Annotated in this window: 24 protein-coding genes and 2 pseudogenes; 13 read left to right on the top strand and 13 right to left on the bottom strand. The window is 49.6% G+C overall.

All coding sequences use genetic code 11. The features are described 5' to 3' along the window. Positions 1 to 599: 599 nt before the first annotated feature. The 7 genes from ABIC80_RS21995 to ABIC80_RS21965 form a co-directional block, all read right to left on the bottom strand. Positions 600 to 788 (bottom strand): hypothetical protein, encoded by a 189-nt coding sequence (locus ABIC80_RS21995; protein WP_429178568.1) that lies wholly within the window; start codon positions 786 to 788, stop codon positions 600 to 602. A gap of 74 nt (positions 789 to 862) precedes the next feature. Next, positions 863 to 1,642 (bottom strand): TraX family protein, encoded by a 780-nt coding sequence (locus ABIC80_RS21990; RefSeq protein WP_429178567.1) that lies wholly within the window; start codon positions 1,640 to 1,642, stop codon positions 863 to 865. Between the two features lie 385 nt (positions 1,643 to 2,027). Further along, a complete protein-coding gene (locus ABIC80_RS21985; RefSeq protein ID WP_429178566.1) occupies positions 2,028 to 2,708 on the bottom strand; it encodes an SOS response-associated peptidase family protein in 681 nt (226 codons plus the stop codon). A 522-nt stretch (positions 2,709 to 3,230) separates the two neighbouring features. Next, the gene (locus ABIC80_RS21980) at positions 3,231 to 3,716 is read right to left on the bottom strand and encodes a hypothetical protein (RefSeq protein ID WP_429178565.1); all 486 of its coding nucleotides are present in this window, start codon (positions 3,714 to 3,716) and stop codon (positions 3,231 to 3,233) included. 84 nt (positions 3,717 to 3,800) lie between these two features. Next, positions 3,801 to 4,217 (bottom strand): type II toxin-antitoxin system VapC family toxin, encoded by a 417-nt coding sequence (locus tag ABIC80_RS21975; RefSeq protein ID WP_200134435.1) that lies wholly within the window; start codon positions 4,215 to 4,217, stop codon positions 3,801 to 3,803. Then, entirely contained in the window at positions 4,214 to 4,444 is a 231-nt protein-coding gene (vapB, locus tag ABIC80_RS21970; protein ID WP_429178564.1) for a type II toxin-antitoxin system VapB family antitoxin, read from the bottom strand. Before vapB ends, ABIC80_RS21975 begins: the two co-directional genes overlap by 4 nt. Before the next feature lie 154 nt (positions 4,445 to 4,598). Continuing rightward, positions 4,599 to 5,234 (bottom strand): DUF6884 domain-containing protein, encoded by a 636-nt coding sequence (locus ABIC80_RS21965; RefSeq protein ID WP_429178563.1) that lies wholly within the window; start codon positions 5,232 to 5,234, stop codon positions 4,599 to 4,601. A 158-nt stretch (positions 5,235 to 5,392) separates the two neighbouring features. On the opposite strand from ABIC80_RS21965, the gene ABIC80_RS21960 reads away from it, so the two are divergent. Further along, the gene (locus tag ABIC80_RS21960; RefSeq protein WP_429178562.1) at positions 5,393 to 5,746 is read left to right on the top strand and encodes a YebF family protein; all 354 of its coding nucleotides are present in this window, start codon (positions 5,393 to 5,395) and stop codon (positions 5,744 to 5,746) included. Between the two features lie 24 nt (positions 5,747 to 5,770). Here the strand turns inward: ABIC80_RS21960 and ABIC80_RS21955 are convergent, their stop codons facing one another. Further along, positions 5,771 to 6,586, bottom strand: coding sequence for a lipid II-degrading bacteriocin (locus ABIC80_RS21955; protein WP_429178561.1), 816 nt, complete (start codon positions 6,584 to 6,586; stop codon positions 5,771 to 5,773). Between the two features lie 338 nt (positions 6,587 to 6,924). On the opposite strand from ABIC80_RS21955, the gene ABIC80_RS21950 reads away from it, so the two are divergent. Next, positions 6,925 to 7,137, top strand: coding sequence for a hypothetical protein (locus ABIC80_RS21950; protein ID WP_429178560.1), 213 nt, complete (start codon positions 6,925 to 6,927; stop codon positions 7,135 to 7,137). A gap of 163 nt (positions 7,138 to 7,300) precedes the next feature. Here ABIC80_RS21950 and ABIC80_RS21945 read toward each other — a convergent pair. Continuing rightward, positions 7,301 to 7,428, bottom strand: a pseudogene (locus ABIC80_RS21945) (type II toxin-antitoxin system VapB family antitoxin); the annotation flags it as partial. 370 nt (positions 7,429 to 7,798) lie between these two features. Here ABIC80_RS21945 and ppl point away from each other — a divergent pair. Then, positions 7,799 to 10,480, top strand: a complete 2,682-nt coding sequence (gene ppl, locus ABIC80_RS21940) for an anti-phage protein Ppl (protein WP_429178559.1) — start codon at positions 7,799 to 7,801, stop codon at positions 10,478 to 10,480. Between the two features lie 128 nt (positions 10,481 to 10,608). Here the strand turns inward: ppl and ABIC80_RS21935 are convergent, their stop codons facing one another. Both ABIC80_RS21935 and pifC read right to left on the bottom strand, forming a co-directional pair. Then, positions 10,609 to 12,876, bottom strand: a complete 2,268-nt coding sequence (locus ABIC80_RS21935) for a KAP family P-loop NTPase fold protein (protein ID WP_429178558.1) — start codon at positions 12,874 to 12,876, stop codon at positions 10,609 to 10,611. A gap of 1 nt (position 12,877) precedes the next feature. Beyond that, a complete protein-coding gene (gene pifC / locus ABIC80_RS21930; RefSeq protein ID WP_429178584.1) occupies positions 12,878 to 13,966 on the bottom strand; it encodes a transcriptional repressor PifC in 1,089 nt (362 codons plus the stop codon). Positions 13,967 to 14,531: 565 nt separating this feature from the next. On the opposite strand from pifC, the gene ABIC80_RS21925 reads away from it, so the two are divergent. From ABIC80_RS21925 to ABIC80_RS21895, 7 genes and pseudogenes are all read left to right on the top strand, one after another. Continuing rightward, positions 14,532 to 14,834 carry a hypothetical protein gene (locus tag ABIC80_RS21925; RefSeq protein ID WP_429178557.1) on the top strand — a complete coding sequence of 101 codons (303 nt, stop codon included), beginning with the start codon at positions 14,532 to 14,534 and terminating at the stop codon, positions 14,832 to 14,834. A 62-nt stretch (positions 14,835 to 14,896) separates the two neighbouring features. Further along, positions 14,897 to 15,268, top strand: a complete 372-nt coding sequence (locus ABIC80_RS21920) for a hypothetical protein (protein ID WP_429178556.1) — start codon at positions 14,897 to 14,899, stop codon at positions 15,266 to 15,268. Then, a pseudogene (locus ABIC80_RS21915) lies at positions 15,268 to 15,461 on the top strand (hypothetical protein); the annotation flags it as partial. The gene ABIC80_RS21920 and the pseudogene ABIC80_RS21915, both read left to right, overlap by 1 nt. A 30-nt stretch (positions 15,462 to 15,491) precedes the next feature. Further along, entirely contained in the window at positions 15,492 to 15,827 is a 336-nt protein-coding gene (locus ABIC80_RS21910) for a hypothetical protein (RefSeq protein ID WP_429178555.1), read from the top strand. Positions 15,828 to 15,893: 66 nt separating this feature from the next. Then, on the top strand, positions 15,894 to 16,196 hold the full coding sequence (locus ABIC80_RS21905) for a hypothetical protein (protein ID WP_429178554.1): 303 nt from the start codon (positions 15,894 to 15,896) through the stop codon (positions 16,194 to 16,196). Positions 16,197 to 16,234: 38 nt separating this feature from the next. Further along, complete coding sequence (locus ABIC80_RS21900) at positions 16,235 to 16,501, top strand: hypothetical protein (protein ID WP_429178553.1); 267 nt, start codon at positions 16,235 to 16,237, stop codon at positions 16,499 to 16,501. A 61-nt stretch (positions 16,502 to 16,562) separates the two neighbouring features. Then, on the top strand, positions 16,563 to 17,348 hold the full coding sequence (locus tag ABIC80_RS21895) for a site-specific integrase (RefSeq protein WP_429178552.1): 786 nt from the start codon (positions 16,563 to 16,565) through the stop codon (positions 17,346 to 17,348). A 76-nt stretch (positions 17,349 to 17,424) separates the two neighbouring features. On the opposite strand, the gene ABIC80_RS21890 is transcribed toward ABIC80_RS21895, so the two are convergent. After that, entirely contained in the window at positions 17,425 to 17,868 is a 444-nt protein-coding gene (locus ABIC80_RS21890; RefSeq protein WP_429178551.1) for a DUF6386 family protein, read from the bottom strand. A gap of 143 nt (positions 17,869 to 18,011) precedes the next feature. Here ABIC80_RS21890 and ABIC80_RS21885 point away from each other — a divergent pair, with 143 nt between their 5' ends. Continuing rightward, positions 18,012 to 19,343 (top strand): hypothetical protein, encoded by a 1,332-nt coding sequence (locus ABIC80_RS21885; protein WP_429178550.1) that lies wholly within the window; start codon positions 18,012 to 18,014, stop codon positions 19,341 to 19,343. Between the two features lie 755 nt (positions 19,344 to 20,098). On the opposite strand, the gene ABIC80_RS21880 is transcribed toward ABIC80_RS21885, so the two are convergent. After that, complete coding sequence (locus ABIC80_RS21880) at positions 20,099 to 21,079, bottom strand: RepB family plasmid replication initiator protein (protein WP_042716117.1); 981 nt, start codon at positions 21,077 to 21,079, stop codon at positions 20,099 to 20,101. Positions 21,080 to 21,748: 669 nt separating this feature from the next. Between ABIC80_RS21880 and ABIC80_RS21875 the strand changes: the two genes are divergently transcribed. Both ABIC80_RS21875 and ABIC80_RS21870 read left to right on the top strand, forming a co-directional pair. Next, positions 21,749 to 22,945: an AAA family ATPase gene (locus ABIC80_RS21875; RefSeq protein ID WP_369811801.1), complete on the top strand. Its 1,197-nt coding sequence runs from the start codon at positions 21,749 to 21,751 to the stop codon at positions 22,943 to 22,945. Positions 22,946 to 22,952: 7 nt separating this feature from the next. Further along, positions 22,953 to 23,930 carry a ParB family protein gene (locus tag ABIC80_RS21870; RefSeq protein ID WP_429178549.1) on the top strand — a complete coding sequence of 326 codons (978 nt, stop codon included), beginning with the start codon at positions 22,953 to 22,955 and terminating at the stop codon, positions 23,928 to 23,930. Positions 23,931 to 24,823 lie beyond the last annotated feature (893 nt).

The following is a 24,823-nucleotide window of genomic DNA, read 5'->3' as shown; positions in this document are numbered from 1 at the left end:
GAGCGCAGGTGTCCAGCCGTTGTTCTTACATTGCCTGTCAGGCTAAGCCCACATGTTAGATGATAAGCACCACACTCATTTGGCCAGAACGCCGGGTCAGCACCACCTGTTACCCAACCAGGACTTCGAAATCGTTTGTGTCCGCAAAATGTGCCAGTTCGCATGGGTCTATCCAACGAAATTGATTATACGAAGGGATATCTGGCGGAGCAACCATACAAGATATGGGAAGCTGACAAAGTTGTGTCATAAAAAAACCCGACTGGTGAGGTCGGGTTTTTTCATTTGCGCTGCCGACAAATTTAATCGGGTTACGCGGTGATGCTTATCATCTAACAATCAAATTCTATGAAACAGCTGACGATGTCGTCAAGTAATGATAGTGAATAGTCACGAATAGATATGAGGTAGGTGAAACCGTCCTGTTTTTGCAATCAATTTTGCGAAGTAGAGCGTGGGACCATGTTCACACCATGTCTCTCACAGGAGACAAACCCGGCAACGCATTCGCAAGATTGTAGATAGCACTCGATGTTGGCTTAATTTATTACTTGATGATGACACGTTGAAAGTGGCATCTGTTCAGCTTAGTTACCGCTTTATGCCAGCGAAATTACCGAGATGATTACCCAGGTGGCCGCCCCCTGACGACGAAACGTGAGCATGTCCCAGCTGACGGCATGCTCCAGCTCTTCTGTGGTAGGCTCATGATCGCATTCCAGAAGAGTGTCTTCTGTCTGCGTTTCCCCGTTGCTGCTGTGCTCATACGTTATTTTGTAGGTCGTCATCCTGGCTCAGTCCCGCTTTTAAATATGTCTGTCGTTCCGGTGATAACGCCTAATCCGGACATGCAGTTCCGCGTCTACAGCAAGCATAGCCGGGTTATCAGCCCAAGAATACAGAGGTGACCGGCATAAGCCATGTAGAAGAATATCGCCGGCATGAATCGCCGTTCGTGGCCGTCTGTCAGTGTGCGGACCAGACCGACAGCGGCGGCCGGCAGAAAACACGTTGGCAGGATGGACAGCATCACCACCACTGCCGGTGCCTGTGTGACATGCTGACTGTTGATAACCAGAAGTGCGACAATCGCCATCAGGGCAACTGCTCCGGACAGGCGTCCAGGTGATGAATGCAGGAATGTTGCCAGCGAGAGAGCCAGAACCAGCCCGGACAGACCGTAACTGGCGAAGGACAGCGGCCAGACCATCAGGCTGAGCAACACCAGACCAGCAATCAGACCGCGCATCCGGAAGCGGTGATACCACGCCAGTAGCTGCGTCGCGCCGGCAAAGACGAACAGAATGTTGAGGGCATACCACGGGTCGTGCCCGGCAAAGGCGAAGGAAAAGACCGGCTGCGTGACGATCGCCCACAGCCACATCCTGTTTGCCCGCGTTTGGAGCCGGTGCGGATTGTGAAGCACGTTGCGCGCCCAGATGAGCACGAACAGGGGGAAGGCCATGCGTCCCAGCGCGTAAAGTTCCGGCTGCAGGTGTGGCAGCAGCAGTGTGTTCGTGTGATCGACCAGCATGGCCAGCAGGGCGAGCACTTTCAGCCAGTCCGCCGCTGCGGGGCTTAAATTCAGTCCGGCCCTGACCTGTTCCGGTAATGCCTGTATTTTCGCACTCAGTGTGTGCATGATATTTATCCCGTGATGAATCAGGCCGGCAGGCACGGATAATATAATCCTGTGCCCACTTCCAGAATGCTCGGCCTTTATAAGGCGGAACAGCCGCGCCGGATTTCTCCAGTATTTTACGGGCAACGGATTCTGGCTTATCCCGTAGTATCAACATGGCCTTCATTTTATCTTTGTTATCAATTGCTGTTCTCAGTAACCAGAAACTATTCATAATGCACTAAATAGAAAATTAATAATAACAATTTTCGGCATGCAGGTTAAAAACTTTAACGAAAATTTTAATGATAACGAATATGAAAGCACCTTGTTTAGGCAGTATTTATCTTACTTCGCATATTCGTGAGAATACTGAGGAATAATATTGAGAGCTTATTAAAAGGCTTCACGCCAGCGGGTTTTCAACCGGGGAAATAAGTTGTTCACCCTGATTTCGGGGGTTCCCCATTCCGGCCGCCACAGGATGCCAGCTGAAGGCGGTCTCAGGCAGGGCGGCACCGGCAATGATATGTTCTGCATTCTCGGCTGACGTGCCGGCATGAAGCCATTCCAGCGCAGCGTCTGCATCGAGCACGACAGGCCGGCGATCGTGAACGTCGAGCAGGCCTTCGTCACTGGCGGCCGTGAGAATGACAAACCCTTCCCCGCCGTGGTCAGCGTCAAAAGGGGCATGACCCAGTGCAGCCATAAATAATGGCCTGGAATCCTTGCGGTAGATGAAGTAAGGCTGTTTACGGGAACCGACTTTCTTCCACTCATACCAGCCATCCGCAGGCACAATGGCACGCCCGTTTTGCCAGTGTTTGCTGAACATTTTACCGCTGGCCGCGGTTTCGCTGCGGGCGTTAATCAGGGGGGATTTTGTCCACCATTCCGGACTGTAGCCCCACAGAACCGGATCAAGAGCGAACCCACCTTCGCGCTCACTCAGTATCAGAACACGGGTACCCGGTGCCACGTTGTAACGGTCAAGTGGCTGAGGATCATACGCTATGGTTTCCCCGTTTATACCGAGTGTCTGCAGGTATTCATCCCTGCTGCTGAACTGCGCGAACCGGCCACACATAGCGCTCTCCTCTCATACACTGTGATATAGACAGTATGGCTCAGCCGGTCGATTTTTCACTCAGCAGCTGCCAGTTAATCTTCTGCCCTATATTCAGCGGCTCATACAGAGGTTTACCAGCTGGTTATCGTTAAGATAAATCCAGAGCGTATCTCCGCCGGGAGATGTTGCATATCCGTTCAGTTTTTCGTGTTCCCTGAAATTTGGCTCATCGTGGGTAATCAAATCATTTCTGAGGTCATCAAATGTCAGGGCAGAATGCCTCTACCTGGTTAAAGACTGGGTAAGAATGCCGCCCTGCTGCACACCGCCAACAGAGGGCAACATTTCATCGAAAAATGCATTTATGGCTGACAGTTTTTCATCGCGGGATATATGTTTTCTCGGGAACAAAATTTTCCACATATATACTTCAGCACTCATAAAACCAGCGTTGCTCCGGAATATAAAACCCACTGGTCGTGTTCCATAATAATCTCCACATTATTTAACCCGGCAATCTGTTGTTAATATGTACGTTTATTATTCGGACTGTATATCGCCCTGCTGCGCGGTCTGCTCCCGGATTTTCATAGCCGTCGTTCTCCACTTCTCAGCCCATTCCTTGTCGAGTCGCCCCTCAGCAACAATTCTCTGCGCAATGGCATAAGGGGTGCGTTGCTGCTGACCGGAAAGAAAAATAACATGATTATCGATTTCAGCATCCGGAAGGTCATCAATGATGGAGTGTATCAGTTCCAGATCCTCTTCCGACCATTTGCTCCCGGAGCGTGGGAACACCGGATCAGGCTCCCGGGGTTTCTTTGCTGGCTTCTCAGCCCTTGCCTGCCTGAAGGCTTCCTTCTGCGCCTGGGTGAGACGAACCCTTTCACCCAGTCCGCCAAGTGTGGCCACCGTTCTGACCATGTTTTCCCGCTGCTCACGGGTCAGCAACTGTTCCTCGCAGATGAGGGCATTGAGGGTATCAATAAGGGACTCAACTTTTGCTTCTGTCAGTTTGATGCTCATTATTCTTCTCTTCCCTGTAAAGGGTCGCAATGTGCCGGAGTGAGGCACCGACGTCACAACGTAAAATTGACCTGAAACGGCGTGTTAACGGCTCCAGTCCTCAGACTCGAGTCCGGGGACGCGGGCAAATTCCCGGGTGTTGTTGGTGACCAGAATGGCGCCGGCCGCGATGGCGTGCCCTGCAATCGCCGTGTCATTCGGCCCGATAGGTGTCCCGGCTGCGGCCAGGGCGACCTTAATTTCAGTCGTGGCATCCACTGCTGCACGATCCCAGGCGAGAACCGCATCGAGGCGGGCGCAGAACGCATCGACCAGCTGTGCATGACGCGGCGAGGCTTTCTTACCGACCGCACCGAAGCGCATCTCAGCATAGGTGATCGCCGACACCACGATACGGTGGTTACGCAGGACGGCCTGCTCCAGGCGTTTCAGTACCGCTTCAGGCTGCTCACGCATGATGAAGGAGCAGATATTGGTGTCGAGCATGTAAGTCCTGCTCATAGCTCAATGCGCCCTTCATCGCTGACCACATCCCCGCGCTCTGTCAGGAAGTCGGCATCAGCCTTCTCCAGCTGAGAAAAAGAGCCCCACGTCGGACGGACGGGACGCAGGATAATGCTGTCACCTTCTCGGACGATCTCCAGCTCACTCACCCCTTCAAAATCCAGATCACGGGGCAGACGTATGGCGCGGTTATTGCCGTTCTTGAAAATTGACACTGTTCGCATGCTTTCTCCTCGGGTATCAGCTGCGCCTGACACACTCAGGCATATGTAAAGTATATGCCTTTAGTGTTGCGCTGTATATGTCTGGCATATGCACATGCTGATTTTTTTCCGTAGGGGAAGATAAAATGTCCGGAGATCTCATTTCTCCGGTCATTCAGGGCGCCAGCAGCGTCACGGCCTGGCTGATATTCAGCCCCGTCATGTTGGTGTTCAGCGTCTTCACCATGGCCGTACTGGTGAGGGTCAGGCTTTCGCGCAGACGGCCCCGGTACCCTTTCGAACTGACGATCGTCAGCTGTGCCGGTGAGGCCAGCGCCTCCCTGCCCGCATACAGATCGTCCTCCACTGCCTGCAGGTACGCGGGCGACGCGGCGACAATAAAGTGGTCATGTGGCCTGTCACGCATCAGTGCCGTGAGAGAGGGGCAGCGGCATTCTGTCGGCGGCCGGGTCGTCAGCCGTTCCCACACGGCGCGATGGCAGCACGGCATCGAGGCGAAGGTGGCGTCATACGGAACCACCCGGTCAGAGGCGTGCAGGAAGTCAAGCCCGGCAGATATGATCCACAGTTCGGCACCGGCACGTGCCGCCGCTGCGGCAGTCCTGTTCCAGTGCTGACCCGTATATAACCCGCCGGCTGTCACCGTGAGCGATGCGCTCCCGGCCTTCGTCAGCCTTTCCAGCCAGGTGCCGTAAGCTTTTCCCGCGTCGTGCTCATCCGGAAAGACGGTTTCACCGGCAGGCAAGGGTTTGCGGCGTGTGCATGTCACGATCAGATGAACACTGCTCATGGAAGCCCGTTCAAGCGGGCTGACATTCTTAGATAGAGCAAAAATTAAGCTATCAGGTTTCTCAGGAGTGAAACGTAGCTTTTGAAATGTAAAACTTCACATAGAGCACACATTCAAGAGCTATGTTATTGAGATTCGGAATAATACAAGGAGCAGTTATGAAAGCATCAAAAATGAAAATTTTCTTTAGCGTGGCAGTCATTGCCGTCTTGGCATGGATAGTATGGCCTGTAGACGAAGGGAAAGACTGCTTTCAGACAAGCGACAATGAGGTTATAGAAGCTGTTAAAAAGGATTTTTTACAAAGGATGAACAGATGGGAAAGTGATGAAAAGGAACTTGGTACAAAGACGCCTAAAATGGAGTGGGGCAGGATTGAAAGAAGTAATTCAAATCCTCAAAGCGAAGAAGTTCTTGTGGTGCCTTTTAAGGCAACAGGAACATTAGCATCCAAAAATTATTTTGGAATGTATGAATGCAAAAAAAATAGTGTTGAATACGCTAAAAAGTAAAGGCCGATTCCTCGGCCTCATAAATTAGCGCTTACCGCTTCCTTTTATTGCAATTTGACCAGGGATGGAGATTTCATAAGCCTTCCCTGAATAAATGCCACCCAAACGTGTGAGGGATTCAGCAATTACTCCACGATGAGTACTGGGGTTAAAGTCAAATTTGTCATTATATGCACGACCAACGCCATTGTAAGACCAATTACCACCGGCTGAAATAGTTAATGTGCCTTCAGTACGCATGGTGATATTACCCAAGTATCCACCAGTAATGACACTGTCTTTAAAAGTATCCCGCGCGAAGTCTGACGCGATAGGGAACGTGCCAACGACACCAGAATTAACAATATTCATGATTGCCGGGATTTCAGACGGAGAAATTTTCAAGCCCAACTTAGCGATACTTACACTTCTCTCCTGGCCTTCACCCCAAAGATAGTGGGCAAACGCAACAAGGGGCGTCACCGATTCGCCGCTCATTTGTTTAATGTTCATAGAACGGTAATCATACTTGTTTGGTGCAGGCTTCGAAGTGTGGTATGCGAAATAAACGTTTAGGCCCGGGTGCAGAACTAAATTACGGTCTGCGTGGCAGGCGTAGCGGAGGTTATTTGCAACAACTTGCAGAGTTAAAGGATCTTTTGCACCATGTTCTTTGATGAACTTTTCAAGAAATGCCAGAGTGGTATAACAAAAACTTGCGGTTTGGTAATAACCCATACCAGACTGAGCAAATATTGTTCCTGCGTCTTGTTGCGAGTGAGGAGCTGAGGGGAAAAATCCACCACCGTAACTTGGTAAATCAGTCGCTGGATTTGGTGCAGTAACTACTATCGTATCCATATTTAGATCCCTTATCTTGTATAACTTACATTAAATAAATTGATTTGAATTAAGCCTTTTAATTACACATGCATTAACAGTTTCGTTCACGCATGTTTTAATAATAGAGAGGCCATTTATTCGAAGCAATGTTATTCCCAAAACTCTTGTTGTATAGGAGATAAATAAAAATACAGGGATAAATTAAGCAGTCTCGCTATTTTCGGCGGGATTACGATGATTGCCACCATGACACCACTGGGCGTGATTGTCGGCGCAATCATTATTGTTAATGGCGTCAATTTGCTCGCACCTTACTTGATGATAAACAGAGTTAAGGTATTTTCACTGATGGATCTATGGAAGTCGCTGAATATATGTGTTTCAGTCGTCAACAGGGACTGAGTGCCTATAAGGCCGTAACACTTATTACTGACGTTTATGGCATGTACGGGCTTCGCTTCAGGCCACGGGCACAGCGTCTATGTACTGGACACGACCGAATTTTTCAGAAAAGTATCGAATACCTCATGTCAGGAACTGGCCCTGAAAATTGCAGGATGGGGACTTAACGCCAGCGTGGTGCTGTGCTCATAGGTTATTTGTAGGTTGTCATCCAGGCTAACTCCCGTTTTTAGAAAACGTCGGTCATTCCGGTGATACCGCCTCTTCCGATCATTCACTTCCGCGTCTACAGCAAGCATAGCCGGGTTATCAGCCCAAGAATGAAGAGATGACCGGCATAAGCCATGTAGAAGAACATTCCCGGACGATTTCCAGTTCGCTCACCCCCTCAAAATCCAGATCGCGAGGAAGACGGATGGCGCGGTTGTTGCCGTTTTTAAAATGGATACGGTTCTCATTATTCTCTCCCGGGTAAGTGTGGATATGTGATGCATATCTGGAATGATGTTCATTGCACCTGGTGTGTGCATATGTTCAGTATATGCAGATGTTCAGCATATGTATATATGAAGCATATGCAGATGCAGGACATATGGATATGTTCTGCCTATGTTAGTTTCTCTCTTTTTCCGCGCAGATCCGATTTCTGTCAAAGTAGGATCCTTAGCCAATATTGGTTCATAGCTATGAATTAAAGGAGGGTGATGTATACCGTGACTTAGGTTGTTGGGGCATAATAACCCTGGAATATATGAGTAAAAATTTCATTCTCTGGGTACAAAATCTCTTATAGTTGGGAGACTTCTAAAGCGCCATGGAAAAGGAACAATGATGGTAGGATCTCGCTGGTATAAATTTGATTTTCATAACCATACTCCGGCTTCACATGATTACAGAATGCTTGATATCACTCCAAGAGAATGGCTTCTTGCTTACATGCGGCAGCAGGTTGATTGTGTTGTCATCAGCGACCATAACAGTGGTGCCTGGATCGACATCCTGAAAGATGAGTTGGCTAAAATGTTTCAGGATGCGAGTACCGGCGAGCTGCCTGAATTCCGACCGCTGACACTTTTTCCTGGGGTGGAGCTGACAGCAACCGGCAACGTCCACATTCTGGCAGTTCTTCACACGCACAGCACCACTGCCGATGTGGAAAGGCTTCTGGCCCAGTGCAATAACAACTGCCCCATTCCACGCAATGCCCAAAATCACCAGCTGGTCCTCCAACTGGGGCCAGCCGGTATCATTAACAATATTCGCCGTAACCCTGAGGCGGTCTGTATTCTTGCCCATATAGATGCGGTTAAAGGCATTCTTCAAAGCCTGACCAATCAGGGTGAATTGACTGCCGCTTTTCAGGAAAAACCCCATGCGGTTGAGATCAGGAATCAGGTGGAAAATATTACCGATGGAACCCATCGGCGGCTTATTGATGGTTTGCCGTGGCTACGGGGCTCAGACGCTCACCATCCTGAACAGGCCGGTGCACGCACTTGCTGGTTAAAAATGTCGTCCCCTGATTTTGACGGGCTCCGTCATGCCCTACTTGATCCGGATAACTGTGTTCTTTTCGATCAGCTTCCTCCGGAGGAACCCGCTTCGCATTTACGTAGTCTGAAGCTCAGAACCCGTTACTGCCAGCCAGCAGATCAGGACGCAGCGTCGGTAGAATTCAGTCCTTTTTATAACGCCGTAATTGGCTCCAGGGGCAGCGGTAAGTCCACGCTCATCGAAAGTATTCGTCTTGCGATGCGCAAGACCGGGGGACTCACTGCGTCCCAGAACCGGAATCTGAGCCAGTTCAGTGAGTCGGGGATGACAGAAGATTCCTTCATCGAATGTGTGTTTCATAAAGAGGGCACCGATTTCAGGCTCAGCTGGCGACCGGGTGGTAACCATGAATTACACATCTTCAGTGACGGCGAGTGGATACCTGATAGCTACTGGTCGGCCGACCGTTTCCCGCTCTCGATCTACAGTCAAAAAATGCTTTACGAGCTGGCTTCAGACACCGGTGCATTCCTGCGCGTCTGTGACGAGAGTCCGGTGGTCGATAAACGGGCCTGGAAAGAACGATGGAATGAGCTGGAACGGGAATATCTGAACGAACAAATCACCCTGCGTGGCCTCCGGGCAAGACAGGTGACAGCCGACTCGCTGCAGGGAGAATTATCTGATGCATTGCGTGCCATCAGCCAGCTGCAGTCAAGCGCCTACTATCCCGTCTGCAGCCTGCTGGCTCTGGCCAAAAGTGAGCTTTCTGCTGCAACCTACCCACTGGAGCTCTACGAGCAGCATATTGCAGCCATTCAGTCTCTGGCAGCAGAACCGCAGCAGATACCTGCCATTCCACAGGATCCGTCCGGCCCACTGACGGAATTCATTGCACGCCTGTCGTCTGTACAACAGCATTACGACCAGCGACTTAATGCACTCCTGGCAGAATGTGCTGCAGAGCTCATAGACATCAGGCAGGAACAGGCGTTCACAGCCCTAGGAACTGCAGTCAGTAGCCAGGAGGCTGCAGTGGAAGCTGAAGCTGTTGCCCTCCGGGCCCAGGGACTAAATCCCGATGTCCTCAACGAACTGATGGCGCGTTGTGAAGCACTGCAACATGAACTGAGAAGTTACGACGGCCTTGACGGAATGATTACCGCCTCGCAGGCGCGGTCTGAGCTGTTGCTGTCTGATATGCGTGCTCACCGAATGACTCTGACACATAACCGGAAAGCATTTCTGTCTTCCCTGTCGCTTAACGATCTGGACATCAAGATCCTTCCCCTTTGTGCCCCACATGAAGAGATCGTGTCTGGTTATCAGACGGTGACTGGCATCAGTAATTTTGCCGAACGTATCTACGATCATAGTGATGGGAGTGGCTTACTGCATGCCTTTGTCAGCCAGCGTCCGTTCAGCCCCCAGCCTGCGGCAACAGAGCAAAAATACAGGGCGCTGGACGAACTGAAAGCGCTGCACCAGGAAATCAGTCAGAATAACCCCGGGGCCGGGGCCTCGCTTCATGGTGCTTTCCGGAATCGCCTCAGAGGTCTGAATGACCAGCAGATGGATGCACTGCAATGCTGGTATCCCGATGATGGCATTCACATCCGGTATCGTGCACCCGGAGGACAAATGGAGGATATTTCGTCCGCTTCTCCGGGACAGAAAGGGGCGAGCATGCTGCAGTTCCTTTTATCTTATGGCACTGATCCACTCCTGCTGGACCAACCTGAGGATGACTTGGACTGTTTGATGTTGAGCATGAGCGTAATACCCGCAATTATGTCTAACAAGAAGCGCCGGCAGCTTATTATTGTGTCGCATTCTGCCCCTATCGTGGTTAACGGAGATGCAGAATACGTTATTAGTATGCTGCACGATCGTACCGGCCTGTATCCGGGACTCTGCGGCGCGCTTCAGGAAGCCCCGATGAAGGCTCTGATATGTAGGCAAATGGAGGGAGGCGAAAAAGCGTTTCGTTCGCGATATGAGCGTATTCTGAGCTGAAGAACTGGAAACGAAAGCTATTGAACGAGCTGGCGTATGCCGGTGTTCCTTTTGATAAAGAAAAAACTTAACACGCATAAGCCCCTAAATGTTATGAAAAAAGGCCGCATTGCGGCCTTTTCTTTCTGTCAGTCCGACTTTAAGGCAGGGGTGTCCGTTTGGATAGGGTCAATCAAATTTACTTCCATGTCACTTTTAAGTTTCAGCTGTTCCGGATCTAACATTTTATCCTCTAACACCTGTTTGACACGCTGTCTGACTCCATCCCAGTCATCAAAAAAGTCCTTAACCTGCTCATGATCAATTCGCCTGTATGCGCCTTTATCTGAACTGAATACGTTAGTTCGTAAGCTCATTAATAAGTCGATAAGCCCATGATCAGTCGAAGAAACCTCTTGCACCCAGTCTCTGACCGTTTCCAGCGAACTCATCTCTTTCCATGCATACAGATATCCCAGGAGTGACTGACGTGAAAGTAACTGACTCCGCATTTCCTCCTGGTTCATACGGGCAGCAAATCTGTCGCGGAGCTGTTCGGTAATCTCACGACTCAGCAGAACCTCAGAAGGACTGGAAACCCTGTTCTGAGCCAGACCGTGTTCCCAGATAAGATCCCGCATAAAATCTGCTGTCCAGAATGGCGAAGTTCCACTGCTGACGAACGTCTCCAGTAGCGCAGCCGTTCTGGCTTCGTCGAGTTCCAGCATATGCTCCAGCAAGTGCCTTACAACCTGATTAATGCCCGTTTCACGCAGCGAAAACCATGTGTTACGGGTTCGGAAGCGAGTGCTGACCTCATCCGTGTAATCGAAGAAAAACTTAACAAGCCCTGCACACTCTTCGAAATTATGTTCTCTTATCAGGCTCGAAGTCAGCCTGCTAAGAATATGTTCGAACCAGGTGCCGGTCATGCTGCCTTCACTGCTTATTTTCGACAGTAGCAGTTCAGACAGTTGCGACTCCTTTTCTGGTAGAGCGGCCAGTACAAAAAGTCGATCGAAAAACTCAGACGGCAATACATTCTGAGGCGCAGAAAAAGCAAAATAATATCGCCAGTGCGTCACGCTGCTGAGTCGCTTAGCGGTCGTCTGGTTATGGCGAAAATCCTCACTGACCGGCTCAAAGAGATTCAGATGTTCATCATCATGCCCGTTGATCCCCGGTATCCAGTTTGCGAGCGTCAAGAATGAGCTTGCTCCGGACGCCCGAAATCTCTTCAGCAGGGTGACAAGCTCCTGCTGAAACAGTTCTTTTTCTCCGTCAGCAAGTGCCCCGTGACCTGTCTCTACCACTGCCCGCTCCGTAAGATAATGCTCGGTCCAGTCATACAGGGCTGGATTAGTCACCCTGATAAGCTGAAGCAGGCACAAATCAGGAAAATACACAAAATCGCGCATTCCCGGATAAAGGAAAATGAGGGAATTCATAGCCTGGTGTATCTCACGGGGAGTGGATAATGCTGCACCATATGTATCGGACACCTTGGCAAGATCATCTAACATTGCGGCATCCGGCCGTTGATGATTTATTTGCTCATATAAATCGGTAGCCCGCTTTCCAAATTCATAGCGGAGATCGAAAGTTTCGGGTCGTGGCATTTTGAAACTGAGCTGAATAATCTTCTGCAGATAACGGTTCCCGTCCCCAACATGCAATGCATGCTCAACAGCATGCGTGATAATGTTCCTGTCATAGCAAAGAATATGCGTAAAGCGCGGAAGATCGGCCACAGCGCGTACCAGCCTGAACACTTCTGCAATCTGGGACGGTTCAAGACGATCTAGGTCATCCATAACGACAATGAATTTCAGATCTAGACTGACCAGTTGTTGTGCAATTTCCGCCCGCAGTTTAGTGGTTGTTTTTTGATCCACTGCGAAATGCGTCCCGGTAAAGACTTTTATCCCGCCAGCTATTCCGTTAACAATACGGGAAAACTGCCCGATATACTCTACCAGCGGAAGGACTCGTGACGACGTATCCTGAGCATATTCAATCACTTTCTGCGCTTCCGGCGACAGCAGATATTTACGCCAGAGTTTTTTGAAACCCTTTGGAGGATAGCGTCTTTCCATTTCCTGCTGGATAACCGTGGCAACAGGAAGAAAGAGCGCTTCGACCGGGCTGCTGCCGCTCAGCCAGGGGGAAATATGTAGCACATGCGTGTGGCCATCCTTTGTCTGATTAAGGCTTTTTAATATCAGATTCAGCAAGCTGGTTTTACCCGATCCCCATGCCCCTTCAATTCCAATGACGCTCGAAGTGTCCTGCGGGAGGGAAAGGACGCTTCGGGTAATATTTTCAGCAATGGTTTTGAATCCGTAACGGTCATCAGCCGCAGATTCGACTGCCGCATCAAGCCCTTTCTGGTTCCACAACTGCCTCAGTATTTTCATACTACAGATCTCCGTACAGGCAGCGCAGCCCGGTCAGGGCCTCCGCCAGTGTACCTTCAGCACATTTCGTTGTGAGTTTCCTGACCAGCGATTCAAACGCCTCTGCCGGGAGAAAAATCCGCAGCCCGTCGATGCCGAAGAATCCCTCCGGCGTGACGTTTCCCGGCGGAGAAAACATCACGCGTTCCCCCTGGTGCCCGTGCGCAAGGGCTGACGGATGGCGGGCGTACAGGGTAAACAGGCCCAGCAGTTCGGAGAACGCTTCCCAGCCGTACGGCACCACGAAGTCCTGGCCGGTGATGAGCAGGTGCAGACGCGGGGTGTTATACCAGGCCCCCGGGCGCTCGCCGGGCTGCTGACCATCGGTGCGGATATCGAGGCGCAGGGTACCGGCTTCAATGGTCTGCGTGACGGCCGGGATCACCGGACGCAGATCCTGTGCCAGGGCTGCCGCTTTTTGTCCGGTCCAGTCCAGGCCGCGCAGAACCAGGGGGAAAATGGCTTTCAGCCGCGGCAGGGTGAAGATTTCCGCCAGCACGGCGTCCGGCACCTCCGCCAGGCCAAAACAGTCGCTCTCCAGCGGGCGCAGCAGATGCTCCGCATACATCTGATCCACAACGGGACGCAGCGCCGCCAGGAAGGCATCAAATTCCGCCGTCCAGTTCTCCCCCGCCAGGCGGAAGATCCCCTTCAGGTAGTGGCCGTCCACCGGACGGTCGTTCTCAGCCTGCCAGGCCAGCAGGTCCCGGGTGATGTCCAGCAGGGTACGCAGGGCCGGGAGCGTGGCCACCCTGTTCCGGCCGCAGAGAAAGGCTTCCCGGGCATACGCCAGGATAAAGCGCAGCTCGTCCCGGGAGACGGGCGCGGTGCCGAAGGTCTGGCCGAGAATGATATGCCGGTACAGTTGCCGGACCGTGGCCTCCGGATCGGCGACCAGCTGAAAATAGCCGTCGCCGGGCGCGACCGTTTTCAGGCCGTCATCGAGGAAGCGTTCGGCCAGGGCGTTGACCGAAGTATTTTCGCGACCGGCGCGTACTTTCAGCGCCTCGATCAGCTTTTTGTGAAAACGCAGGTTAAGCTGGCTGAGCATCATCGTTCCTTTCATGTTTGTTTTATTTGTAATGCTAACCTAGCATTACAAATATAACTAAATAATTTTATCATTTAACGCTGTGATTTGTGATGTAAGCTCAATAAATGAAAGTGATGCCGGGATCGCTACGCCTTCTGTGCTCTCATCTTATTTCTCTTGAGATCCGAAAAAAGTAAGTTCCGGATCTGCCGGTTACCGCCACGAAAATTCTCGTGAAACGTTTTCAAAAGATGTCCTATACTCCCGTTGCACAAGGGCTGCGCGGTGTTTTACGCGCCCGCACCCTGCCGCTGCGGCACCGTGATTTATGCCGCATTGTTTATTCCGTGCGCGTGCTACCCTTCCGGAAATCTCGAAATAGCCAAAAAATCGGATCACACCGGAACGGCCATCCGGTAATTTACCTGTGTGGTTATGTGGCTGCTTATTATCAGGTAGGGGATGATTGCGTCAGGGGAAAATCATCTTGCGTGACCGTTAGGTACGTTATTGGCGGGATGGATAATTACCGTGGGTGATTATTTACGTGATTGTCTCTTCAGAGTTTCAAGAGGAGCTTTGTATGCAGGTATCGAAATACAGAACAGCTGACGCGTTGATTCAGGAACTCCATGATGAAGGACACGATGTCATCTATGAGCGAACTACTGAATATCCGGTTCTGAAAGGGGTCGGCCAGATCCCACCGGCAAAACATTTACTCACTCAGGAAGGATACGTCGTCGGGATCTTCGTTGAACCTATGGGAGGATGGCGCCGGCGTGAGAGCGATGACTGCGTTAGTGATGAACCTGGTATTGAAGACAACCCTTTCAAGGTGAAGCACGATGTTAATGCGCCCCGGAAAATAATCCGGCGCCTGTAGGAATACGCTTTCAGCAAGGCGGGATTTCTCAACAATGCAGTTTGACCAGTAAGGAGTTAAGAGTGGGACGATCAATACCAGTCAAAATTGGCGGCAGGGAATTCAAATCCAAAAAAGCCGCCGTGGACCATTTTATGAATCAGCGAGAGGCCGTGAAAAAGTCAGGCCTGGTTCGTGATGGGCAGTTATTTGAGGAGCTCACGGAGCTCTACACACTCTATTGTGAACTTACAGAGTGGGATTTGAGTAGCCGGGAAATTTACGCCTTCAGCGTGGACTATGAACCCCGTCATACCAACCAGAACTACGGCTCACATCTGTGTTACTGGGTGCAGTTTTCACCAGAACAGAAATGGTCATTTTCGGTCAGTGAAGCAGTGGATGAGATCGCCAAAGCTGCGGCACAACACCGATTGGATGACGGGAGGCAGTGATGCACAACATGATGAAAGAAATGCACGACCATTTTCCGGTGCTGAATGTGCTGATTCAGCAGTCGCTGGATATGTTTGGCGTCAGACGGGATGATGACGGGAAAATCATTTTCCCCCGCAACTCCGATAACCGTTTTCCGGTGGGCCGGATCCGCAAACGACTAGCGGCCTGGGCTGGCGCGAAGAACGCCTGATTATTGGGTAAGTATTGAGGAGGGCAGAAATGGACGAGACGGAACTTTTTCGTGAACTGATGGATAGTGGTCACGACTTCGTCTGGTATCTCCGTGAATTAGGCGTCAGCAATCCGGATGGTAACTCTCCTGACGTTCAGCTTATTGTCGACCTGGACGGCAAAGAACTGGCCCGTCGCATTGATATTCCGGAAACGCCAGAAAATGGCTGGCGCATCGATTCGTGGCACGCGCGAGATTTTGGGGGGCTGCCGGAAAGTGCTCTGAAGGTGGATTTGCATCTGCTGTTAACCCGGCATCTTCTCGGAGAAACGGGTTCGATGTTTTCGCCGCCCTTTTTCCTCTCCGCTGAGCAGTGTTTATAACAGCGGGCGGGGTTTCAGCACTACAGACCGGGGTCGGGACTGCTATGAAAAGATTATGGAGCTGAAATGAAAAAGAAAAAAACCTCAGAACCGGGGCTACTGGCCAGCGGCAGCGACTGGCAGAATAATGCTTGCCTTAATTACATGCCGGATCATGGCACAGCTTATACCGAAGGTTACAGACGGGCTGCCGATATTCTTATTAACCACATTGATGAAACCGGGCGAGACCAGGATTTTCTGGTTTATCCCGTGATGTTTCTTTACAGGCATCACATTGAGCTCCTGATTAAACAAATTATCGAACTGGCGCTAAAACAGTCAGACGATCCAGGTAAACACCCTTACAAAAAAATAACCATAACCTGACCAGTCTCTGGCCAGTAGCCGAAAAACTCATTCTTGAAGTGGATGACACTTCAAGAAAATCAGACTTTCATCTGATCAAGGAAGTGGTAAATGAGCTTCAAAAGGTCGATGCGCCAGCTACCGATTTTCGCTATGCACGCCGGAACGACGGTACCCGTAGTCTCGAGGGGATAAAATATGTCAACACCCGTCGCTTTGGTGAAAAAATGGGAGCCGCTTCCGATTTATTGGACGCGATAGACACCGGCCTTAGATACCTGCTGGATCAAAAATCGGAATGGAATGACATCCTGAACAGCTACTGAATTTCAGATAGTGCGCTGTACGGCACACTGTACACAGACCTGCCACACCGAGATACATACTATGACCGGGCTTATTCCTTACGTTTCTTCTTCTGTCCACATGGGCACACTTCCTGTACCTATTGACTATCCGGCGGCTCTGACTCTGCGTCAGATGGCCCTGGTTCAGGAGGAACTACCAAAGTACCTTCTGGCCCCGGAAGTCAGTGCCCTGCTTCATTACGTGCCGGATCTTCACCGGAGGATGCTGCTTTCAACCCTCTGGAATACCGGTGCACGCATAAACGAGGCGCTGGCCCTGACGCGCGCTGATTTTAACCTGGCGTCCCCCACTCCGTTTGTGCAGCTGGCCACACTGAAACAGCGCAAGGAAAAAGCCGCGCGGACAGCGGGTCGTGCGCCGGCCGGCAGCACAAGTCACAGGATTGTCCCTCTGTCCGACAGCCACTACCTCAGTCAGCTGGAGATGATGGTGGCCACGCTGAAGATCCCATTTGAGCGGAGAAATAAGCGCACCGGCAGAATGGAGAAGGCCCGCATATGGGAGATCACCGACAGGACAGTCCGGACCTGGCTGAATGAGGCAGTTGAGGCCGCTGCGGAAGACGGTGTGATCTTTTCCGTGCCGGTGACGCCGCACACGTTCCGGCACAGTTATGCCATGCACATGCTGTACGCCGGCATCCCCCTCAAGATCCTGCAGACCCTGATGGGGCACAAATCCGTCAGCTCGACTGAGGTATACACGAAAGTCTTTGCTCTGGATGTCGCCGCACGCCACCGCGTCCGGTTTGAAATGCCGGGTGAAGAGGCTGTTGCCTTACTCAGGGGCATTCACAGGGGCTGACATACGTTAACGGCTCCCTGCGTCAGCGCAATTTAAATGGAGCTATGACCTGTCAATGGAAATAAGGCTCCATCTTTTATATCCGGACAGGCTCTTCTACAGAATTATATCTTTCCCGGGTCGGCTCAAAGCAAAGTTCTATTACATTTCCTGCGCGAGAATATTTCATGCTGTAGTAGCCAGGCGCAAAGCTCAAGGTTTCTCCTTCGATGACATCAGATCCGTCGGGCTCCAGATCGCCTCCGGACGTGTCCTCGCCTGCCCCGATAAAAACGTTGCCTGACGGGAAGTGCAGATTCAGTGTACCTGCTTCACCTTCAACAGATTCCGACACCTTAACGATGTAGTCACCATCAGCGCCCAACCCAAGAAAAGCGATGTTGCCCTTGTTCACTTCAAGGATCTCATTATCCTCAATGGTCCACCAGTCAGGTGAATCAGGAACTCTGTGCTTAACCGCATCAATGTCAAATACTGAAAGCGTTGCAGTGTCAGTGAAAACTGAGAATTCTTTTAACATACAGATCTCATTTAAATATTTACGAACTAATTATAATGGTCATGTACAACTGGCTCGCTCCTTACTGAGCAGCTCAATGTGTTAATCTCCAGTACATCAATCCTATCAGTGACTTACTCACACAGAAAAGGAAACTGTTCTGTATGGCCATGAAACTTGTCCGTAAGAAATCACCTCGGGGTGGTCTCATCCGCTGGCTGGACAAGGACGAAGAAACCGCCCTAAAGAACGTGTCCGGACGGCGGATTTTTACCGGGCGTGATCAGTACGTGCTGGCAGAAAAGATCCTCCTGGAAATGCGGCAAAGGGAAGCCTGGCTGCAGTGTGATTGTGTGCCGGGCGATTCACCGGCGATGAACAGCGCTAACCTGATGCAGGGCACTGGTACTCTTTTTCTGGCCGGATTTAACCATGAGCATGCGCCTGACTGCGCGATGTTCCGTCCGTTCAGTGGAGATACTGATGCTACATCTTCTGGAACCCGTAAAACAGCAGGCAGCAAGCGTATCAGTTACCGAAGTTTTTTGCCGCCTGACGACTCCGAAAACAGGATTAAGTCTCCGGGGCGTCTGGTCGCTCCGGCGGGTGAGCGTACTCGACGTTCGCGTATTGCACGCCTGCTGCTTTCGCTGATAGAGGACGCAGGACTTAACCGTCTGGCCACGCTACACCCCCTCCCTGTGACTGGAGTGATGGAATCCATTAATGCACTTCGGGCTGTCGCCGAAAATATCCAATTTATCCACGCTCGCAGACTCTCGGAGATTGTACGTTTTTCGCCAGCGATGAGTGAGAACGGCAAGGAAAAGCTAATGCAGGAACTGGAGCGTCCAGACACTCACTGGCCAGCAGGCAAAACGCGGATGTTCTTTCAGATTTTTATGTCCGATCAGGTAACCCGCGATGAAGTCTCGTTTTGTTGGCCGGGCGGAGAGCTGCAGTTTCGTCCGGAGCGCGGCGTAAGTATTAATGGCGAATCGCAGGACGGTGCGCGCCCCCCCTACTGGGTCATTCTGGCCTTTCGCCGGGGGATGGATGGCAGGGTTATCTGCAGCGAAGGATATGCACATGCCTTATTCCGCCGTGGATGTCCGGTACCAGTCGACAGCGGACTTGAGCGCACTACCATCGAAAGCTTGGCTGAAGTTGCGGGCTGGGTTGCAAAAAAACCGGATGCGCCGGCTCTGAGTCTGGAAAAACCGCTTTTTGATCTAGAAGTGACCCTGAACGGCGAAAAAGGGTTTGTTCTGCCGGATTTCATAGTTACAGCCAGCAAGCCGAGCGGAAAACATCATACTGTGGTGATCGAAACGATGGGATATACCGACGATGATTACTGCGAGCGAAAGGCGGAACAGCACAAAGGCATGCGTGAGTTGGGTTTGCTGCAGACTGATCCTCCCCGCTGGCCACAGGAACTGGATAAAACTTTCTCGAGACATGTTTTTGGCATCTTCATGAATCTTATCGATTAAGGGGGTCAAGCCTCCGGTTAACAGCGCGCAGACCACGGGTGCATAGAGATTAGTCTGCCAGGATACTAGCGCTATCCAAGTTCAGTAAAGTATTACCTCATCCATGCTGCCCACCTCTTCTCCCTTATCTCGCGCAAAGGTCGATGCAGAACAACATCAGCATCACTACGTGCTCGCGTTCTCTCAATGCTTACCAGTGAGTAAATTCAGCCGAAAGATAGGCTGCTCATTCCGATACAAATGGAGGCATTTTGCTTGCATCTGGATGATTACCTTCTTATTTCCTGCATTTGTCTTAATGAAAATATAAACTGTAGCAAGCATGTGCTTACTACAGTTTATGTCATAAGTTATGGCGAGTGAGATGAACCCCAGGCCGAGAAGTATAAACTATAGCAAGTTACTATCTCGCTATAGTTTATGTTATTCAATAGATATCACTCCCTTCCCTAACGTAAGCCACGCATTCATTAGGCACCTAGGTAAGCAAGCACTTACAAACATCGAAAAATAAGCTATAGGAAGCAGAGCTACTTCTGGCATGTTGATACATAAGCTATAGTGAGGATTATCACCTAATGATGAGTGAAACATAAACTATAGCGACTAAATAGCAGCCAGGATCGGCTGACCGAAGAACAGGATTAGCAAAAGTACTCGCCAAATAATATGTATAAGCTGTAGTGAGCACTGACCTCGTCGGTACTCACTGGCGATGAGAATTGAATTGTGATTAATCGCTCTCGCTTATTCGATTACTTATTACGGAAGAGTTTTTCCAAGTCGTCCATGGTGATGCCAAGCTTTTCAAGGAGCTGGAGTTTTTCGGTAAGCTCTTGATCGGGAGGACTTGCGGGACTGCCAGTCAGCTTAGGATTCTCTTCGCTAGCGTCTTTAGGTGCTTTGAGCTTGGGACGACGGTAATGTACGTTAAACAGCACGCTGCGTCCGCGCTGCATCTCGGTGTAATCAAGGTAACCAATCTCTTTGAGCTGCTCCATAGCCCGGCGAACGGTCTGATTTTGTGAGAATACTGGTGATTTCAGGCTTAATCTTGCTCTTAAGCGTGCCAGCGATATAGGGGCAGGATCTTTTGGCAGACTCTCTATAAAGGTATATAGCGCCTGAGCAGACTCGCGGCGCTTCAACGCGTTTATAGCCTTAAGCTGAAGAAGTACTTTTTTATCAAATTCATAGAGTTCGAATAACCGCGGATCCGCCTGCAGAACCACGATATCACGTTCGGTATCATAGAATGCAGACTGTACCAGATGAGTTATATACTCTTTGGTATGCTTTTCAGTGGTGCGGGAGAATGATATTACCGTGCCTGCTATACGCTTCAATGAGGGGCTGATGCGCTCCCTGAGTTTGCGTGAGGACTGGCTCGATGGTATCCCACAGAGTTTGGCGAATTCAACAAATGATAGCTGAACCTTATCGCCTATCACTTTATGTTTGGCAAAGGAGTGGATAATACCCACCCAGGTTTTAAAGTCATTATCCATATCCAGCCTCGGACCTGTGATCTCGACTTTGTCGAAACCCTCCGCTTTGGCCAAGGACAAACGCGTCAGCTCTTCGGTCGCATCAGTTTTTGATAACGTATTCTTTTTACTATTTTTCAGGGACTTGAGTGTTGGAACGAAAACACCAAGTCGCATTAGCGCGACTGGCTGAACCGTATTATTAGAATTTGGAGTGAGGGTAATAAGTTCACCAGTAGACTTATCCATCTCTTCAAACAGGGTTTTAAGATCTTTATTTTCGTTTTCCAAGACGAGCTCCAGATCTGTGGATCGTTGAGCAACGAAATCTTTCTGATGTAATAAAACACATCGTAGCTCAATGAAAAATAGAGTGGTTTTTAGACACAAGTTATACAGCCGCTTACCGCTGCTATCTGACTATAGCTTATATTGTTTACTGTCTACAGCATAGAGTTATCTCATTGTAGTTTATATGGTGCTTATCATAGCTTATCTTCTTCTCTTTATAGCTTATGTCAATCCCCTCCCAGCCCAGTACTGGCGCGGCTCTCAGCGATCGGGGATCTATTTGGATCTTATAGTTGATCTACTTAGGATCATTATTGTTTGGATCTACTCGGTGGATAAGTGGATAACGCCATAGAGTTACAGTATTTTTTTGTCTTCTGTGGTCTTATCCAATGGTAAAACAGAGGATCTGCTTTTTAATCAAACTATGCTCAGCCTCAGATTATCTGCGCACAATTAGCTGCACTAACTATTTCACTCTGCAACTAATTCAGAAACTCGATCACCAATCCCAATGAGAGCAAACATCTGATCTTTACGCTAAAATTTTGGGTTATATGTTTACTTTGTTTCTTATGTGTAGCATTCTTGATTAAATTCATTAATCCTGCATAAAGGGAACTTTTGATGAACAACTCATCACAGTTACTTAAAGTAGCGCAACGTTCTGAAAAAATGCTCATTGGTCTGACCGAACAGATTCGGGCTCAGAAGGAAGAATTGCAAGAAAATGTTTACTATCAAGTATATGCGAAAGCAGCATTGGCTAAACTGCCAAAGCTCACCAGAGCAAACGTGGATTACGCAGTAAATGAAATGGAAGAAAAAGGCTATGTCTTTGATAAACGACCAGCCGGGACATCCTCCAAATATGCAATGTCCATTCAGAACATTATCGATATTTATCATCACCGCGGAGTCCCGAAATACAGGGACAGACATCAGGAAGCCTTTACCGTTTTTGTAGGAAATTTAAAAGGTGGGGTTTCAAAAACCGTATCTACCGTTTCTCTGGCACATGCCCTACGTACGCATCCTCATTTGCTCTTTGAAGATCTGCGGATTCTAGTTATTGATTTGGATCCCCAGTCATCTGCAACGATGTTTTTAAATCATACGCAGGCTGTTGGCATAGTCGAAACTACCGCAGCGCAGGCAATGCTGCAGAATGTTACGCGGGAAGAACTACTTGATGAGTTTATCGTATCTTCTATTGTCCCGGGTGTGGATGTTCTCCCTGCTTCCATCGACGATGCGTTTATAGCATCAGCATGGACAGAACTATGTGCCCAACATCTACCTGCTCAGAACGAACATGCTGTCCTGAAAGAAAATCTAATAGCTAAGCTCAAGAACGATTATGATTTCATTTTCATCGATAGCGGACCCCATCTTGATGCCTTTTTGAAAAATGCAATTGCCGCAGCGGATTTACTTCTGACTCCAGTGCCACCTGCACAGGTAGATTTTCACTCGACACTGAAGTATTTGACCCGTCTACCTGAACTGGTGGATATCATCACAGAATCAGGTTATCCATGTCACCTTGTTGGCAACATTGGCTTCATGTCCAAGCTTTCAAATAAACCAGACCATAAATTGTGCCATAGCCTTGCGAAAGAAATTTTTGGCGGTGACATGCTGGATGTCGCCCTGCCCCGCCTGGACGGTTTTGAAAGATGTGGGGAGTCTTTTGATACTGTCATATCTGCTAATCCATCGACTTATATTGGCAGCAACGAAGCTCTGAGAAATGCCCGATTGGCAGCAGAAGATTTTGCAAAAGCTGTATTTGATCGTATTGAATTTATCCGAGCAAATTGAGGGACTTATGAGCACGAAAAGAGCAACCATTGGTCGGACCTTTAACCCGTCTGCAATGACTAATAACTTATCAGACAGTGCGCTTGAGCAAATTTTTACCCTTTCTACTGGACGGAAAGCCGTCTTCACTTTGCAAACCATTCCTGCAAATGAAGTAGAAGGCAAGACATACGTATTGCAGGAGACGAATGGCCGCGATCAATCTAGTCTGACACCTGAATCCCTGAAGGACATTACATCCACTCTTCGATTGCAGCAGTTCTTCCCGTGTATTGGTATTAAGCGTGAAGAAGGCATTGAGATAATCGATGGTTCCAGACGGCGAGCATCCGCTATCCTTTGCCATACCGCGTTAAATATCATGGTGACGAAGTCGCCTATATCTACCGATGAAGCGCGGAAACTGGCTAGAGATATCCAGACTGCCAAAGAGCACAATATCCGTGAGATCGGGTTACGTCTTTTAACGCTCAAAAACACGGGCATGAGCCAGAAAGATATTGCCAGGTTGGAAGGATTGTCGGAAGCAAAAGTTACGCGCGCTATTCAGGCTGCATCTGTATCAGCTTTGTTAGTTTCGATATTCCCGGTTCAGTCGGAACTAGGATTTACAGATTACAAGGCGTTAGGTGCGCTGGAAGAAATGCTCAAGGCTAAAGACCTTTCTATTGAGGCCTTGCTCGAAACAACTGCACCGGAAATTAATATCATCCTGGCTAATGCCTCGCTTGCTGAAGACGAAGTTAAAAACAGGATTATCAAGATCCTGACCCGTGAAACCGCAGCTATGGCTTCTCTTAAAGGCAAAGACAAAGCGGTTGTAACGAACCTGTGGTCTTTCCCGGACAAAGACAGATTTGCCAGAAAGCGTAATAAAGGGCGCATGTTTGTTTACGAATTCAATCGATTATCGAAAGAACTGCAGGACGAGATCGATGAGGCTGTAGCGAAAACTCTTCAAAAACATCTTTCTCATGATGCGTAAAGGTGATTCTTCGCCAGCGAAATTACGTAGTTAATTGTCTGATTTAAAATATTTTTTCTTCATAATTTCACTCTGAAATCGCCACAATTTCATGATGTTTTTCCCAAACCGAGCCCGGATTTTCCGGGCTTGCCAAACCCTTCAAACCCGAAATAAAGCCTGCCCAGTTGTTCCTATTTTTCAGTTTTAGTTTTCATTATTAGCGGATACTCAGGCTAAGCTTCTCGCCCTCAGCGTTCAGATAATGATAACGGAATAAGCTGCAGCTGACATGCAACGCAAAACATAGCTTCCGCTCTGTGGACTCATAATGTGCCTGTAACACGGGGACTCATTATTCACGCAGTCGTGCCAGCATGTACTCTTTTTTACTGTAGGTCATGGAACATAGCCTTGTTGAGGTTCAACTCGGCCGCCAGTTTTCCGGCCGCAGACTTTCGTCTTACAGCTGACGTATATGCTTCAGCTCTGCGGGAAAAATACCGTCTTATTTCTTACGCCATCTAAAAATATGGCATCCGGACCCCTGCTTACGGAAGACTTACGACACTGAGTTGCCCAATTCAGACTGCTGTGGGTCAAGAGGATTTGCTGTCCGATGAATCGAATTTTTTTCATCAGCACAACTAGCGTTCAGTGAAATATGGATAATGCCTGAATCTTTTTTCTGAACGGAACAGGATTTTGGTTCAGGGCCAATCCGGTGAGAGGGCCGTACGGGAAAAACTAAAGAAGTAAAAGAGCGATATATCTGATGCAACAGGACTTAACTCTGCGTGGGAAATACCTGAGGTAACCGCCTGCATAAATCTTACTGCCGCGCCCGGAATCCTCCGGGCTTGCCCAACCCGTCCCACCCGGACTGAAAGGCCTGTCCGGCTGCACCGGGTTAC

Source organism: Kosakonia sp. 1610 (assembly GCF_050435845.1).
GTDB classification, from domain to species: domain Bacteria; phylum Pseudomonadota; class Gammaproteobacteria; order Enterobacterales; family Enterobacteriaceae; genus Kosakonia; species Kosakonia cowanii.
This window is presented reverse-complemented; position numbering and strand designations above follow the sequence as displayed.